At 56.8% G+C, this 14,640-nt stretch carries 11 protein-coding genes; 9 read left to right on the top strand and 2 right to left on the bottom strand.

The annotated features are described in order from the left end of the window. Nucleotides 1-5: 5 nt before the first annotated feature. The 4 genes from FHS27_RS22570 (at nucleotide 6) to FHS27_RS22555 (ending at nucleotide 3,563) form a co-directional block, all read left to right on the top strand. Nucleotides 6-1,256, top strand: coding sequence for a DUF1559 domain-containing protein (locus FHS27_RS22570; protein ID WP_184307257.1), 1,251 nt, complete (start codon nucleotides 6-8; stop codon nucleotides 1,254-1,256). A 187-nt stretch (nucleotides 1,257-1,443) separates the two neighbouring features. Then, entirely contained in the window at nucleotides 1,444-1,623 is a 180-nt protein-coding gene (locus tag FHS27_RS22565; RefSeq protein ID WP_184307255.1) for a hypothetical protein, read from the top strand. Nucleotides 1,624-1,936: 313 nt separating this feature from the next. Then, on the top strand, nucleotides 1,937-2,140 hold the full coding sequence (locus tag FHS27_RS22560) for a hypothetical protein (RefSeq protein ID WP_184307253.1): 204 nt from the start codon (nucleotides 1,937-1,939) through the stop codon (nucleotides 2,138-2,140). Between the two features lie 169 nt (nucleotides 2,141-2,309). Beyond that, nucleotides 2,310-3,563 carry a DUF1559 domain-containing protein gene (locus FHS27_RS22555; protein WP_184307251.1) on the top strand — a complete coding sequence of 418 codons (1,254 nt, stop codon included), beginning with the start codon at nucleotides 2,310-2,312 and terminating at the stop codon, nucleotides 3,561-3,563. Nucleotides 3,564-3,629: 66 nt separating this feature from the next. Here the strand turns inward: FHS27_RS22555 and FHS27_RS22550 are convergent, their stop codons facing one another. After that, complete coding sequence (locus tag FHS27_RS22550) at nucleotides 3,630-3,788, bottom strand: hypothetical protein (RefSeq protein ID WP_184307249.1); 159 nt, start codon at nucleotides 3,786-3,788, stop codon at nucleotides 3,630-3,632. A 102-nt stretch (nucleotides 3,789-3,890) separates the two neighbouring features. Between FHS27_RS22550 and FHS27_RS22545 the strand changes: the two genes are divergently transcribed. The 4 genes from FHS27_RS22545 (at nucleotide 3,891) to FHS27_RS22530 (ending at nucleotide 12,342) form a co-directional block, all read left to right on the top strand. Further along, on the top strand, nucleotides 3,891-4,436 hold the full coding sequence (locus tag FHS27_RS22545) for a sigma-70 family RNA polymerase sigma factor (RefSeq protein WP_184307247.1): 546 nt from the start codon (nucleotides 3,891-3,893) through the stop codon (nucleotides 4,434-4,436). A gap of 24 nt (nucleotides 4,437-4,460) precedes the next feature. Beyond that, complete coding sequence (locus FHS27_RS22540) at nucleotides 4,461-6,215, top strand: LamG domain-containing protein (protein ID WP_184307245.1); 1,755 nt, start codon at nucleotides 4,461-4,463, stop codon at nucleotides 6,213-6,215. Between the two features lie 236 nt (nucleotides 6,216-6,451). Further along, nucleotides 6,452-8,308, top strand: coding sequence for an alkaline phosphatase D family protein (locus tag FHS27_RS22535; RefSeq protein ID WP_184307243.1), 1,857 nt, complete (start codon nucleotides 6,452-6,454; stop codon nucleotides 8,306-8,308). Nucleotides 8,309-8,583: 275 nt separating this feature from the next. Then, complete coding sequence (locus tag FHS27_RS22530; RefSeq protein ID WP_184307241.1) at nucleotides 8,584-12,342, top strand: glycoside hydrolase family 2 TIM barrel-domain containing protein; 3,759 nt, start codon at nucleotides 8,584-8,586, stop codon at nucleotides 12,340-12,342. 156 nt (nucleotides 12,343-12,498) lie between these two features. On the opposite strand, the gene FHS27_RS22525 is transcribed toward FHS27_RS22530, so the two are convergent. Further along, nucleotides 12,499-12,774 (bottom strand): acylphosphatase, encoded by a 276-nt coding sequence (locus FHS27_RS22525; protein WP_184307239.1) that lies wholly within the window; start codon nucleotides 12,772-12,774, stop codon nucleotides 12,499-12,501. Between the two features lie 417 nt (nucleotides 12,775-13,191). Between FHS27_RS22525 and mgtE the strand changes: the two genes are divergently transcribed. After that, on the top strand, nucleotides 13,192-14,595 hold the full coding sequence (gene mgtE, locus FHS27_RS22520; protein ID WP_184307237.1) for a magnesium transporter: 1,404 nt from the start codon (nucleotides 13,192-13,194) through the stop codon (nucleotides 14,593-14,595). Nucleotides 14,596-14,640 lie beyond the last annotated feature (45 nt).

Genomic DNA, 14,640 nt, shown 5'->3' with positions numbered 1-14,640 from the left:
CCGAAATGAAGAATCGCAAAAGCGGGTTCACCCTTGTGGAGTTACTCGTAGTAATCGCCATCATCGGAGTTTTAGTGGGGCTGCTCTTGCCCGCCGTTCAGGCCGCACGAGAAGCCGCACGACGCATGTCGTGCAGCAACAACTTCAAACAGATTGGACTGGCAATCCACAATTACCATTCCGCCTACAACCAATTGCCCAAGCAAGGTGACGGCACATGGGAAGTCCCTGCCTCCGTCGCGACTCAACGATGGGGCGACTGCGGCAGCGGCTCCACTGCAGGTGCCTCGATACGATCCAACCGCGCTCAACTAAGCATTTTGGTAGGTCTGCTGCCGTTCTGTGAGCAGCAAGCACTTTGGGAACAGATTTCCAATCCCGGCACTTACAACGGCACCAGCTTCCCGGCGATGGGCCCCAACCCAACGGGCAGCAGCAGCGACACACTCAACTACGAACCATTCGTCACTGAGATCCCGATGTATCGCTGCCCCAGCGATCCGGGCGTCGGCCTTCCTGCGATGGCACGCACCAACTACGCACTCAACGGCGGCGACACACCTCGCCAATTGGCGCGTGGCCCCTTTGCACGCTGGTGCGTCACCGACGTCGATAGCGGTGTCGGCATGTCGCGTGATAACGCGTTACGAGTCGAGCGTGAACAGGTTCCGATTTGCCGTGGATTCCTAGTCCCTCACATGCGATCGGAATTTACCGACGTTAAAGACGGTTTGTCCAATACGATCGCGATGGCAGAAATTAACACCGACCTCGGCGATCGCCACCGCACGACCGACTTCGTACGTGTCACCGCGATGTATGACAACATTCACGCCTGCGACAAACACCTCGATCCAGAACGCCCGCAATTCTGGAAGACAACCATTGCCGAAGGTGACGGCGAAGATCTGTTCGTTGCGACCGCAGTCGAACGTCGCGGATTCCGGTGGTCATCAAGTTCACCGAAGTACACCATGGTCACCTGCAACGTGCCACCGAACTCGGCAAACTGCATTCGCCTGATCATCGAAGACGAAGGCAACTTTTCCGCGAGCAGTCGCCACCAAGGCGGTTGCCACGTCTTGATGGGCGATGGTGCGGTCAAATTCATCACCGATTCGATCGAAGCCGGAAACCAAAACGCGATCCCCGTCGGCAGCTCAGGTGGCCCGGACACCGGATCAGAAAGCCCGTACGGATTATGGGGAGCTCTCGGAACCCGTGCGTCCAACGAAGTGATCGACGGCGAATTCTAATCGTCGCGTGAAGACCACGACGCAGCGTTCCTTGCAACGCTGCTCCGCGATGCCTCTTTGCGACACCAATGCGCCCGTCCAGCACGACTAAGAATGCTCGTTCGGTCGCCTGACCTTCTCAGGCGGTCACGAGCGTCTGGACTCACCTAACCGCTCCGCCGCCCACACTCCTACCACCACATTCACCATGAAAACGACCCGCCAATTCTTGCTATTGCTACTCGTTGCCCCAGCGATCTTCTCATTCACCGGATGCGGATCGCAAAACGAAGTCATTGAAGTCACCGACGAAGCCAAATCGCTTTACGACGAAGCCGGATCTCGAGCTGAATCAATGAGCGAAGCCGCAATGAAAGAAGACCGTTAAACCGCTTCCGAAATTTGCCCGCAACGTCGATCTGCCTTGCCCACACATCGCGCCCGATGAACAAGGCCGTCATGCACAGCGAGACTCCCATGAGTACCAACCTCTGCACCGAACTCTCATCACTATCGGTTCGCTCACCCCTTAACGATGGCACAAAAACCGATTCGCGGAGCTCACTGATTACAGGCACCCGCCCAGCAAAACTTTTTCTGTTTTTCAAGGGTAAAAATTGTCGCAGCCGGCAGTAAACCATTGACGCGTGCGACTCCCACCCCAATAGCCCCTCCACCAAACAAACGAAAGCAGACATCTCATGCCAACTCAAAACTTCAAATCATCTGCCGTTGGCGTTCTCGCACTTAGTCTGACACTCACGTGCTTCATCGGATGCGGAGACAATCCCGCGGACGTCCAACCAAACCTCGATGAAAACGATCCACGTCTGATCGAATCCGACGAAGTCATCAACTTCGTTCCCGAAGGAATGAGCAAAGAAGACGCGGCACTCTACAACTAGTTTGCCCGGGTGCGATTTCCTCCATCCATTCATGACACCGAAATGAGATCGGCATTGGTGACTCCCCCCGTCACCTCACACCGATTTTCTTGCAGACCGCCAACTCCCGGCGCGTCTTAATTGACGTTAGTTGTATCTTTATCCCATGTCCCGATGAGGAAGACGTTCGATGCTTTTCAAAAGAGAAAACGACCGCAGGGGCTTCACGCTCGTGGAGCTATTGGTGGTCATCGCTATTATCGGCGTGCTGGTCGGCTTGCTGTTGCCGGCCGTTCAATCTGCTCGTGAAGCCGCTCGCCGCATGTCGTGTGGCAACAATTTCAAGCAGCTCGGCCTAGCCATGCACAACTACCACTCCGCCTACAACAAGTTGCCAGCGTCAACTGGCGGTACCAATGGTTGGTCCGGAGTGACTCGTCACGATTCCACTCCCGCGGAGCCTGACTCAAAGCCAATCGGTGGCGACGACAAGAACAACCGTGCAATGCTCGGATACGTCGTCGGCCTGCTGCCATTCTTCGAGCAACAAGCTCTCTGGGAAACCATCTCAAATCCGTTGACCGTTGGCGGTTCGAGCTGGCCCGCGATGGGGCCTTCGCCTGAGCGAAGCACCGCCTACCCCGCATACCGAACGTCCGTCCCGACGCTTCGCTGCCCATCGGATTCCGGAAAGAGCGGAACCGGCTTCGGACGCATCAATTACGCCGCCTGCATCGGCGACAGCTCAATCATCCCTAACTGGGCCTACCCCGACGGTATCCATCGCACCGCTCATCGCGGCGTGTTCAAACCGTTCCTGGGTCTCGCCTTCCGCGACATCCTCGACGGTTTGTCCAACACCATTGCCGGCGGTGAAATCGCAACGAGCCTGGATGACCGCCGAGTCCAGGGTGCCATTCGCGCCCAAATCGACGCGGGCAGCATGTGGGCCAACCCAGGTTCGACTTGTTTCAATGCCGTTGGCACCGTGATCGACCCAGATCGACCTGGATACTACCTCGGGCAAAACTACTGGGACGGCAGCGACGCCTTGAAGTATCTCTTCCGCCGCGGAAACAACTGGGGCAGTGGTGCCATCGGGTGCAGTGCGTTCCAGACGATCGCTCCGCCAAACAGTGCTAGCTGCAGCGGTGCCCGCGGGAACCCTCGTGGGAACCCATGGCCAAACTCCGGCAACAACTCTAACGGGATCTTCTCGGCAGGCAGCTATCACCAGGGCGGCTGTCATGTGCTGATGGCAGACGGTGCAGTCAAATTCATCACCGACAGCATCGACACGGGCGACCCAGACGGGAACACCGTTGGACGTTCGGTTGACACCGACATGTCGAAGTTCTCACCGGCAGGTTCTCAAAGCCCATACGGACTCTGGGGATCGCTCGGCACACGAGCATCGAGCGAAGTGATCAGCGAAGAATTCTAGCCTTTCGCTAGCCCCGCCTTTAAACAAATCGAGCCCTGCAATGCACTATCGCTTTCAGGGCTCGACTCATGTAACGAGCGAGATAAACACCTTCAAATATCGCATCTCGTTGGCCCGCCAAAGGCAGCGAGCCTGCTTGCGAAAACGCAATAGAAAACTGCGAAATTGCATCACCGGCCATTCTCGATCGCCCCAGAATCCCACATAAAGGGCCAGCAACGTCAACGAGACATCCTTAAAAGAAAAAGCGGTATAAAATGGAATTCGTTTGGCCGATCTCATTTCGACCGGCAGTAACTCTATAGTGCGAATTCCACAGGATCGGCGATGAACGAACGAGGAGACCGATCCGGCAACGATGCCGAAGTCGCAAATTTCGTCCAACTTTTCACCACGAACGAACGCCGCATCCGGGCGTTTCTGTTCACGTTGCTCGGCGACCGGGACTCGGTCGACGAGGTGATGCAGAACGTCAGCACGGTGCTCTGGAAAAAATTCAACGAACTGGAAGACCCGACCGGCTTCTTGAAATGGGCTTATGTGATTGCCCGCTTCGAGGTGTTGGCGTACCGACGACGTTTAGCACGCGATCGATTCGTCCTCGACGAAGATTTGATCACGACCCTTGCAGAAGAATACACCGGCGACAACGAATCTCTCGATATCGAAGAGCGGATCCGATACCTGAGCGATTGTTTGACCCGACTAGAAGGCAACGACCGACACCTGCTGATCGCCGCCTATGCCAGTGGCACGCCGATCAACAGGGTTGCCGAAAAACATAGTCTCCCCGTGAACCGTCTCTACAAATTGCTGGGACGGTTACGCCGGCGACTAAAAGAATGTGTCGAAATGAAGTTGATGCCAAACTGACACCGCTCCCCATATTGAACATCTATGTCTAGTTCCGCTTCTACTCTCGCCGAATTCAACGACCTAGTGGACCGGTATTGTGCCGGCCTGCTCGATCAGGAGTCGTTCAATAAACTGGAGTCGACGTTGCGAGAGAGCAGCGAGCGACGCCGACAATTCCGTGACACCATGGCGACGCACGCGGCTCTTAATGAGATCGCCGACATTTACGAAATTGACCAGAGCGGCACCGACCTACACGGCGTTTCGCTCGCCCCCGTCATGCGTCAGGACGCGCCGGACACGGACGATGCCACTCCGGTGACACCGAAAGGTAAAATCCTCGGTCCCGGAAAATCGATTTGGATCGCCGTTGGTCTCGCCTGCGCCGCGTCCCTGGTCCTTGCTCTGTTCTCGCTTCGTTTTGACGACTCAGAGCTCGATAGCCCGATCAACAGTCCGGCCGCGAAATCCATCGCCGTCCGCACCCAACCGGTCGTGCCTGCCGCCAATTCGCTGCTACCGCCAACTCGTTTGGTCAGCAACCGTTCGATCGCGTTGATCAAGAGCGCTGTCGACGTGAATTGGGGCGCATCGTCGACACCGCTGCGTGTCGGTGAAGTCGTTCCGAGTCACTCGGTAAAATTCGATTCAGGAATTCTCGAAATCGTCTTCCTGTCCGGTGCGATGATTGTGGTCGAAGGTCCCGCGAAACTGGACCTCGTGTCGGTCGACAAGGCGTTCTTGCATAACGGGAAAGTCCGCTGTTACGTGCCGCCCGCCGCGGTCGGGTTTTCGATCGAAACCCTCAACACGAAATACCTGGACCTCGGTACCGAATTTGGCGTCGAGATCAAACCCGACGGCAAGCAAGAATTGCACGTCTTTGACGGTGAAGTGCGTGTCGATTCGCTCAATGGCAACGCGTCTTCGCAAACCGTCTTATCGGGCGAAGGCCTTCTTCAAAAAAACGGCAGAGACTGGGAGAAGATCGAATCCAACCCCAGCCAGTTCACCAACACGATCGACCTGAGTCGACGAAAAACGACCCAAGAAAAGGAAAGCTATCAGGCGTGGCTTGCGTACCGCGAAAGAATCAAACAGGACCCGAGTCTGATCGTCTTCTACGATTTTGATTCCCAGGTGGATAACCCACAGGTGCTCAAAGACCTCAGCAAGAACGCGATTGACGGATCGATTATCGGCTGCGAAGCCAGTCCGGGTCGATGGGAAGCGAAACCATCGCTCGAGTTCAAAAAGCCGAGCGACCGAGTCCGGCTGAACATCCCGGGCGAGTTCGGCGACATCACGATGACGACGTGGCTGAGGCTCGACGGTTTCGATCGCTTCTTCAATTCGATCTTCCTGACCGACCGATACGAAGACGGTAATTTGCACTGGCAGATCAAATCGTCCGGCGAGATCGACGCGGGTTTGAAACTGCTGAACCTGAAACGCCGTATCTACGTGACCAAACCAGCACTCGGGTACGAAGACCTGGGACGTTGGATGCATTTGGCGGTTGTCGTCGATGTCAAATCACAAACACTGACCCATTATCTCGACGGCAATCGGGTCGACCACTTTGACCTTCGCGTCGGCAGCGAACCGAACGAACCGGGACCCCCGGTGGAGAAGATCCGCTTCGGCAACACGGAACTGGGCAACTGGAGTCCGGTTCGGCTTTACGACGATTCGCCCGTCCGAAACCTCAACGGACGCATCGACGAGTTCGCCATGTTCAGTCGCACGCTCTCGGATTTCGAAATCCGAGAACTGTTCAACCAAAGCCGCAACTAGCCGGGCAGCCCAGGTTCAGGGAAACGGTTTGGCGTTGTTGCTTTACTCTTAAGCGATCCACATCGACGGGCTGAAAATCGAGAGCGTCCGCGATTGATTGGCCGCGAAATCTCGGTGTTCAATCACGCCCATTGAGCGTGTTTGTTTCGCGTAGAATGACGCGTCGATCCGGCATCGCGTCACGCTTGGTTGTGTGATCTGCCGATGACGCCCGTTTCCCCACGTCGAAGCTTCTCATGCACCGATTTATCCTAGCCGGCGTTGCCGCTGCGCTGACGTCTTGCTTGTTCTGCTCATCCACATCCGCACAACTCGCCGAGCGTGATCCGATTCGGTTGACTCATGGTCCGATGCTTGGAATGCCCACCGCCGAATCGGTTCGGGTTTGGGTGCGGACATCCGACCCGGGTGGTTTTGAAATCCAATACGGGGTCGCACCGGAGTCAATGAACCAAACCAGCGACACGGGCGTGACTCACATCGAACACGACAACACCGGCGTGCTGACGCTCGATCAACTCAGCCCCGACACGCGTTACCACTACCAAGTCCACGTCAACGGTCGGCCGCACGGATTGCCGGGTACCTTTCGCACCCTGCCCAGCGAATCCGAATCACGAAACGCCGAACACAACCCCGAAGGTCTGTTCAACTTCCGATTCCAGATCGGATCGTGTGCGAATCAAAACCCGCTGCACGGCGCCGGCCACCGCACCACAACGTACGAACACCTCAATGAAGATTGGGCCGACAAGGTCCACTTCCACATCATGAACGGGGATTGGTTGTACGAGGAATTGCGAACCTACCCGGCCGAGGCCTGGCGTCTGATCCAGGGTGTTGAAACGTTACCCACGGTCGTCGACATCGCGCCAACAATCGTGGGCGTTTGGGAGAACTACAAACTCTATCTCGAACGTGGCGTCGCACTGGCGCAATGGCATCGCAACGTGCCGAGCATGTTCACGTTCGACGATCACGAACTCGTCAACGACATCTGGGGCTCCGGCGAATCAGGCAAACGGCATCGTCGCACCGTCTTTCGCGACATCGGCACGCAGGCCTGGTACGACTATCTCGGATGGGCGAACCCGATGGAACATTCCGACCCGATCCATTTCGGCAAGGCAAAAATGACCGCGGGCAGCGATTTGCTCTTCGATCCCGATGCCGACTTCACCGACCTGCCGATCGAGAACATGCTTAACCTACACGTTCACTGGGGCACGAAAGAGGCCGGGGTGAATGACATGCGTTTCGACAACGACGACGGGAACAAGAACTCCTACGTCTACGACATTGTCGAAGTCGTCGACAAACATCACCTGCGGTTGCACATGCCCGCAAAGGTGGACGATGACGCGGTCAGCTATTCGATCGGTCGGCGCAGTTACGGGAAGATGCGAGTTGCGAACTGCGAGTTCTTCATCATCGACACCCGAGGCGACCGGGACATGCACGACGTTTCCGAGAGAGACAAACCCGGGGTCTCGATGCTCGGAAAGCCCCAAGTGCAGTGGTTACTTGAATCGATGCAGTCCAGCGACGCGGATTTCTTTTTCGTCATCTCGTCGGTACCTTTCATGATCCCGCACAGCGGCGCCGGAGGATTCGAAGCCGACGCGGCGAACAAAGAGGAAGCATGGACGGGCTTCTTTGACGAACGTGAAATGCTGATCGACGCGTGGGACAAGATTGGCAAAAAGGTGTTCGTCATGACCGGCGATCTCCACAACAGTTTTGCGATCAAAATCACCGACCACGTTTGGGAATTCTGCTGTGGACCGCACAACAGCGTCAACCACGTTCCCAAGAACGACGAGAGCGATCGACCGGCAACCGGGAAATGGACATTCGGACCGCGTGAGATGGACATCCGTTGGAGCAGCTACATCCTGCCCGACGTTCCTCGCCTGGAACGGTTGTACCCGCATTACTGCGTCGTCCAGGTGAATAACGTATTCAACATGCCGAAAAAGCTCGGCGAAAAACGACTGGTCGCGTTCCCTCATCCGCAAGTGATTTTTCAATACTTCGACGGACGAACAGGCGAACTCGCCTACGCCGAATCGATCTCGGTCGACCACGAGTAGCCGGCATGTACCCATGCGTGCGTCCGGCACCGGCTCGACCGCTAGGTAGCGCGACAATATGCCTTAGGAAATCAATAGAGGGGATGTGGTTTGCGGCGCCATGGGCAGGTACATTGCCGGTTCCCTCTGCGTCCCCCGCTCGCCCTACTCGCACCCTAAAAAATGCTGCTCGGTTGAAACCGCATTGGCAGGCCCGCCGAGCGAAATTTCGAGCCCGAACGGGGCCGAAACAGGGGACCTCCACCTTCCCGCCACGTTCCATCCCCCAAACGACCATGAAATCGCTTGCTGCAACGCGTCTCGGCACTTCACATTGTTTGAAATCGAACGCCGTCTTTTCCGTTCTCTTTTTCGGCCTCTGCTGTTGCACGACAACACAGGCTGAGACACATGACTGGGAAAATGAACAGGTCATCGGAATCAACAAATTGCCGCCCCGGGCCACCTCGCTGCCTTACCCGAATCGCGACGCGGCATTGAAGGCGACTCCCGACGCGACGCCGTATTTCCAATCGCTCAACGGGGCGTGGAAGTTTCACTGGTCGAAAAATCCGAGCGAACGTCCCGCTGACTTTTACCGATCCGACTACGACGTCGCGGATTGGGACGACATTCCCGTACCCAGCAATTGGCAATTGCAAGGTTACGGCGTGCCTCTGTACACCAACATGAAATACCCGTTTCACGTCGATCCACCGCGTGTGATAGGAGAACCGCCCGCCCACTTCACCAACGCGTCGCAACGAAACCCGGTCGGTTCATATCGCCGTGAATTCACCATTCCCGAATCGTGGGACGGCCGCAAAATCGTCGTGCAATTTGACGGCGTCGACTCCGCGTTCTACTTGTGGGTCAACGGTGAGAAGATCGGTTACAGCCAAGGCAGCCGCACGCCGGCGATGTTCGATCTGACAGACCATGTTAAACCGGGATCGAACACGATCGCGGCCGAAGTCTATCGCTACAGCGACGGCAGCTATCTCGAGGATCAAGACTTCTGGCGATTGAGCGGGATCTTCCGCGACGTTTACCTGTGGTCGGCCGACCAATTGCAGATTCACGACTACTTCGTACACACCGATTTGGACGACAGCTACCGCGACGCAACACTTTCGGTGGATGTTGAGATCGCCAACCAATTGCCAACCAGCACTGGTTTCCTCCTTTCGGCTGAACTACTCGATGACGCAGGCGTCGTCATCGGCAACACCGAAGAATCGGCCTCCGTCGAAGCCGGCGAAACGGCATCCGTGACACTCAAACAAGACGTCACGGCACCGAAGCTTTGGACGGCCGAAACACCGAATCTCTACCGACTGCTGTTAACGCTCAAAGACACCAGCGGCAAAACGATTGAGGTTACCACGAGCCGTGTCGGATTCCGTGAAGTCGAGATCAAGGATCTCAAGGTCCACGTCAACGGCAAGCCCATTTACCTCAAGGGCGTCAACCGTCACGAACATCACCCGGATACCGGTCACACCGTCAGCCGCGAATCGATGATTGCCGACATCAAATTGATGAAGCAATTCAACATCAACGCCGTTCGGACGTGCCACTATCCGAACGTCCCGATGTGGTACGCGTTGTGTGACGAATACGGTTTGTACGTGATCGACGAAACGAACATCGAATCCCACGGCATGGGCTACGGCAAAGAATCGCTCGCCAAAGATCCGAACTGGGGCAAGGCTCACCTGGATCGCCTTCAACGCATGGTCGAACGAGACAAGAACCATCCGTCGATCATCATCTGGTCGCTCGGCAACGAAGCGGGCAACGGGGTCAACTTCTTCGCCAACTACGACTGGGTAAAAGCCCGCGATCCGTCGCGACCGGTTCAGTACGAGCAAGCCGGTTTTGGCGATCGCAACACCGACATTCGCTGCCCGATGTACGCAACGATCGACCGGATCGTCAAATACGCCGAAAACAACCCTGACCGCCCTCTCGCACTTTGCGAGTACGCCCACGCGATGGGCAACAGCGTTGGCAATTTCCAAGAATACTGGGACGCGATCGAATCCCACGAGGCTCTTCAAGGTGGATTCATTTGGGACTGGGTCGATCAAGGCCTACGCAAAGTCGTGCCCCCGGTTTGGCACGTCGCCGACACGCAAAACCCGAAATCAATCTCAACGGCTATCGGCAGCCCCGATGCTGAAAAAGGTGTCACCGGTGCAGTTGCGGTGCCTGACGACGATTCGTTGCAACTGACGTCGACACTGACCCTCGAAGCTATCGTTCACGGCAATCATGCCAGCACCTATTGCCCGTTGATCAGCAAAGGCGATCATCAGTACCTGTTACGAATGGACAACGCGGGCATCAACCTGACCTTGTTCACGGACAATTGGAAGAGCCTCAAGGTCAGCTACAAAGACGCGAACCTCACCGACGGTGCCAACCGCATCACCGCGACGTACGATGGCACCGAGATGCGAGTCTACGTCAACGGAAAACTCGCCGCACAGTCGGCGTTGTCCGGCGAACTCTCCTCGAGCGTTTTCCCGGTCAACATCGGTCGCAACTCGGAAGTCACCAACCGGACGTCGCCGCTGCCGATCCAGACCGCACGCATCTACAACCGGGCCCTCACGCCCGCCGAAGTCGCATCGCCCGCGGATCGCAGTGTTGAAGGATTGGTGCTCGACCTCGATCTTCGCAACGCAAACATGCAGGAAACGACTCAATCGGAACCGGAAACGTTCTTCGCCTACGGGGGCGATTTCGGTGACCAACCCAACGACGCGAACTTCTGCATGAACGGTTTGATCTCACCGGATCGCAAACCGAACCCGCATTTATGGGAAGTCAAAAAGGTTCACCAAAACATCAAAGTTCACGTCGACGATCTCGGCGCCGGACAGTTCCGAGTGCAAAACAAATTCGTGTTCACCAACACGAACGAGTTCACACCCAAAGTTGAACTTCGTTGCGACGGAAAACTGGTCTCGCGAGCGACGTTGAAACCGTTCGATATCGAACCGATGAGCGAACAAACGATCGTGATTCCGACGATGCTGACTGACGCAATGAAGGGTGAATGCATGCTGACCGTGCTGTTCGAAACGTCGACCGAAACCACCTGGGCTCCCGTCGGGCACCGGGTCGCATGGGATCAATTCGAATTGTCACCGACCGAGCCTGCGACGGTTGAAGCCGCAAACACAGACGTGACGTTAACCGAAGACGAGAAATCAGTCACCGCGACCGCGGGCGATCTGCAAGTCCGTTTCGATTCACAGACCGGTTTGATGACCTCGCTGAACGTTGGCAGCACCGAAATGCTCGACCAACCGTTAGCTCTGAACTTTTGGAAAACACCCAACGACAACCAACGTGGCAACGGCTACCTCAATCGCCTCGGTGCGTGGCGTCACGCGGGCGACCAAATGAAAGTCACGGAGTTGAAAACCGAGACGGTCACCGGCGGTATCGACGTCATCGTCAAAGGTAAACTGCCCGTCGGCGGATCAAAATGCGAGATCCGCTACACCGTGTCAGGCAATGGCGACGTCCGCGTGCGAGCGAACTACGTTCCGGGCAAGGGCAATCTGCCGCTCCTGCCTCGGTTCGGAGTCACGTTTGCGGTTCCCGACCGCTTCGAGCAAGTCGCGTGGTACGGACGTGGGCCGCATGAAACCTATTGCGACCGCAAAACCGGTGGCGAGATCGGCATCTATCAGTCGACCGTCGAGGACATGTTCTACCCGTATCCGCGGACGCAAGATTCCGGCAATCGGTGTGACGTACGCTGGATGACGATCGCGGATTCGTCCGGACACGGGTTGAAACTGACCGGCGACACTCCGCTGAGCATGAACGTTTGGGCCAACACGCTCGCCGAAGTCGAATCGGCACGTCACCCACACGAACTCACTCCGCGTGATTTCAACACAGTCTTCGTCGACACGAAAGTGCACGGCGTCGGTGGCGACAACAGTTGGGGTGCCCGAACGCACCGTGAATACACACTGCCTGGGAACCAACCCTATCACGTCGATTTCACGATTTCGGTGCTCAGCCCCTAAACCGGCTGGAGACTCAGTCAGATTAATCTCAGCGTCCAGCTCTTTGCCGGACGCGTTCTCGGCGGAGGGAACAAGCGGGACCGGCAACGTAGCTCGGTGTTGCCAGAACGCGTTCCACTCTCTGACGCGTTACGGGTAGATTGGAAACGCGTGCAATCAGTAGCGGATCCGAAATCCCTTTCGATCCGACAACGGGTCTCGGACATCGACAAGCAATTCGTTAATTCTATATTCCATCGACGAGGCGACCCGTTTCTCCAATTCACGCACGTCTTCAGCGGTGCCTTGGACATCCATTGTCACGTCGCCATTGGGTTCGTTTCGCACATAACCGGCGATCTTCAAACCCCTCGCTTGTTCGATCGCGTTGACTCGGAACCCGACGCCTTGCACATCGCCTCGGTATCGAAATATCTTTCGCTGGATGGCCATCGCTATCTCCACTCGACTTTTCCCCTCCGCCTTAGTCCGATTGCACGATACCATCTTTACTCGAAGGACAGAAGTTAACCGATCCGCTGCAGCGAACGAGCTTCCCGTTCCGATATTCTACGCGAGCGAGTAGCAACGAAATGCAAGCGTACGCTTGCCTGGACCAACAGCCTGAAGTCATCACATGCCGCATGATCGGCCCTGGCACTTTCGACCCCGCCTGGCACCAAGTTTGCCGACGTGGCCTCGGGGCGGACGGGTGATGAGTGACGGATAGATGTCCCTAGGGGTGATCCTGTTCGAAATTTTGGCGAAATCCTCTCGCGCGGGCACATGCCTTGCGATCGCCTGACCTCGATCGACCGATTTTCCGCATCGCTCTGCGACACGTCGACTTCCATGAATTAGTGAAACACGATGAACGAATCTTCCCCCGTTACCGAAATCTCCGACGCCGAATCGATCGAGCCCAACGATCGCCCCTGGGAGCGTCTAGAGGAACTCGCCGACGCGGGGGATGCCGAAGCGCTGTCCGCCTATTTGGATAGTCTTTCGGTGGGCGATCAAGCGCTCGCATTAAGCCGCACCGACGAGGCTCACCATCAAACCGTCCTGACGACGCTTTCCGTGGAAGACGCCGCCGAGTTGCTGCGTCACCTCAGCGAGAGTCAAGCGGCTGATCTCGTGGATTCGTTGCCAGCCGAGGATGCGGCGGCGATCGTCCAAGAGATGCCCAGCGACGAGCAGGCGGACTTGTTGGGCGACTTGGATGCGGACCAAGTCAGCGCGATTCTGCAAGCGTTGCCCAACGCCGAAGCCGAGGCGGTGCGGGAACTGACCGCGTACAGTGATGACGTAGCCGGCGGTTTGCTGGTCCGCGAAATCCTGCGATTCGATCGATCGACAAAAGTCGCCGACGTCATTAACACGCTGTCGGAGAACGCCGACGAATTCCGCGACTACGATGTCCAATACGCGTACCTCACCGACGAGAACAACCGCCTCGTCGGAGTGCTGCCGATGCGCAACCTGCTCTTCGCACGACGCAACGATCCGGTCGCCGACATCATGATCGCCGAACCGCTATCGCTGCGAGACATCACGCCACTCGATGACCTGATTGACTTCTTCGACACTCATCATTTCTTGGGTGTCCCCGTTGTCGACGCGGAAGGCAAACTGCTGGGTGTCGTGCACCGAAACGCCGTCGACTACGAAGCAACCCGTGCCGCCGAAAATGACTTCCTCAAAAGCCAAGGGATCATCGGCGGTGAAGAACTACGGACCATGCCACTGTTCCTGCGCGCACGCCGGCGGCTGAGTTGGCTGAGCATTAACATTTTGCTCAATATTGGTGCCGCTGCCGTGATCGCAATTTATCAGGACACGCTCGAAAAGGTCATCGCCCTCGCCGTTTTCCTTCCCATCATCAGTGACATGAGCGGCTGCAGCGGCAACCAAGCCGTCGCAGTCAGCATGCGTGAACTGTCGCTCGGCCTCGTCCGTCCGACCGAAATGGTCCGTGTGTGGTTGAAGGAAGTTTCCGTCGGTCTGATCAACGGCGCTGCGCTCGGTCTGTTGGTCGCAATCGTTGCCATCGTCTGGAACGGCAATCCCTACCTCGGATTGGTCGTCGGTGTCGCATTATTCTTCAACACACTCATCGCGGTATCGATCGGCGGAACGGTTCCGCTGCTGTTGAAACGGTTCGGGTTTGACCCCGCCGTCGCCAGTGGTCCGTTGTTGACGACCGTCACCGACATGTGCGGGTTCTTCCTCGTGCTCGGCCTCGCCACCGCGATGCTAAATCGATTGCTGTAAGAGCACGCGGCCATCCAAGGCCGGATCTCACTGGCCCGCCCCCGT

The sequence above is a fragment of the Aporhodopirellula rubra genome (genome assembly GCF_014192335.1).
GTDB classification, from domain to species: domain Bacteria; phylum Planctomycetota; class Planctomycetia; order Pirellulales; family Pirellulaceae; genus Rhodopirellula; species Rhodopirellula rubra.
This window is presented reverse-complemented; position numbering and strand designations above follow the sequence as displayed.

Bases quoted from the DNA above. Each gene is read 5' to 3' on its own strand.
- FHS27_RS22570 (WP_184307257.1), top strand. From the start codon at position 6: ATGAAGAATCGCAAAAGCGGGTTCACCCTTGTGGAGTTACTCGTAGTA.
- FHS27_RS22565 (WP_184307255.1), top strand. From the start codon at position 1,444: ATGAAAACGACCCGCCAATTCTTGCTATTGCTACTCGTTGCCCCAGCG.
- FHS27_RS22560 (WP_184307253.1), top strand. From the start codon at position 1,937: ATGCCAACTCAAAACTTCAAATCATCTGCCGTTGGCGTTCTCGCACTT.
- FHS27_RS22555 (WP_184307251.1), top strand. From the start codon at position 2,310: ATGCTTTTCAAAAGAGAAAACGACCGCAGGGGCTTCACGCTCGTGGAG.
- FHS27_RS22545 (WP_184307247.1), top strand. From the start codon at position 3,891: ATGAACGAACGAGGAGACCGATCCGGCAACGATGCCGAAGTCGCAAAT.
- FHS27_RS22540 (WP_184307245.1), top strand. From the start codon at position 4,461: ATGTCTAGTTCCGCTTCTACTCTCGCCGAATTCAACGACCTAGTGGAC.
- FHS27_RS22535 (WP_184307243.1), top strand. From the start codon at position 6,452: ATGCACCGATTTATCCTAGCCGGCGTTGCCGCTGCGCTGACGTCTTGC.
- FHS27_RS22530 (WP_184307241.1), top strand. From the start codon at position 8,584: ATGAAATCGCTTGCTGCAACGCGTCTCGGCACTTCACATTGTTTGAAA.
- FHS27_RS22525 (WP_184307239.1), bottom strand. From the start codon at position 12,774: ATGGCCATCCAGCGAAAGATATTTCGATACCGAGGCGATGTGCAAGGC.
- mgtE (WP_184307237.1), top strand. From the start codon at position 13,192: ATGAACGAATCTTCCCCCGTTACCGAAATCTCCGACGCCGAATCGATC.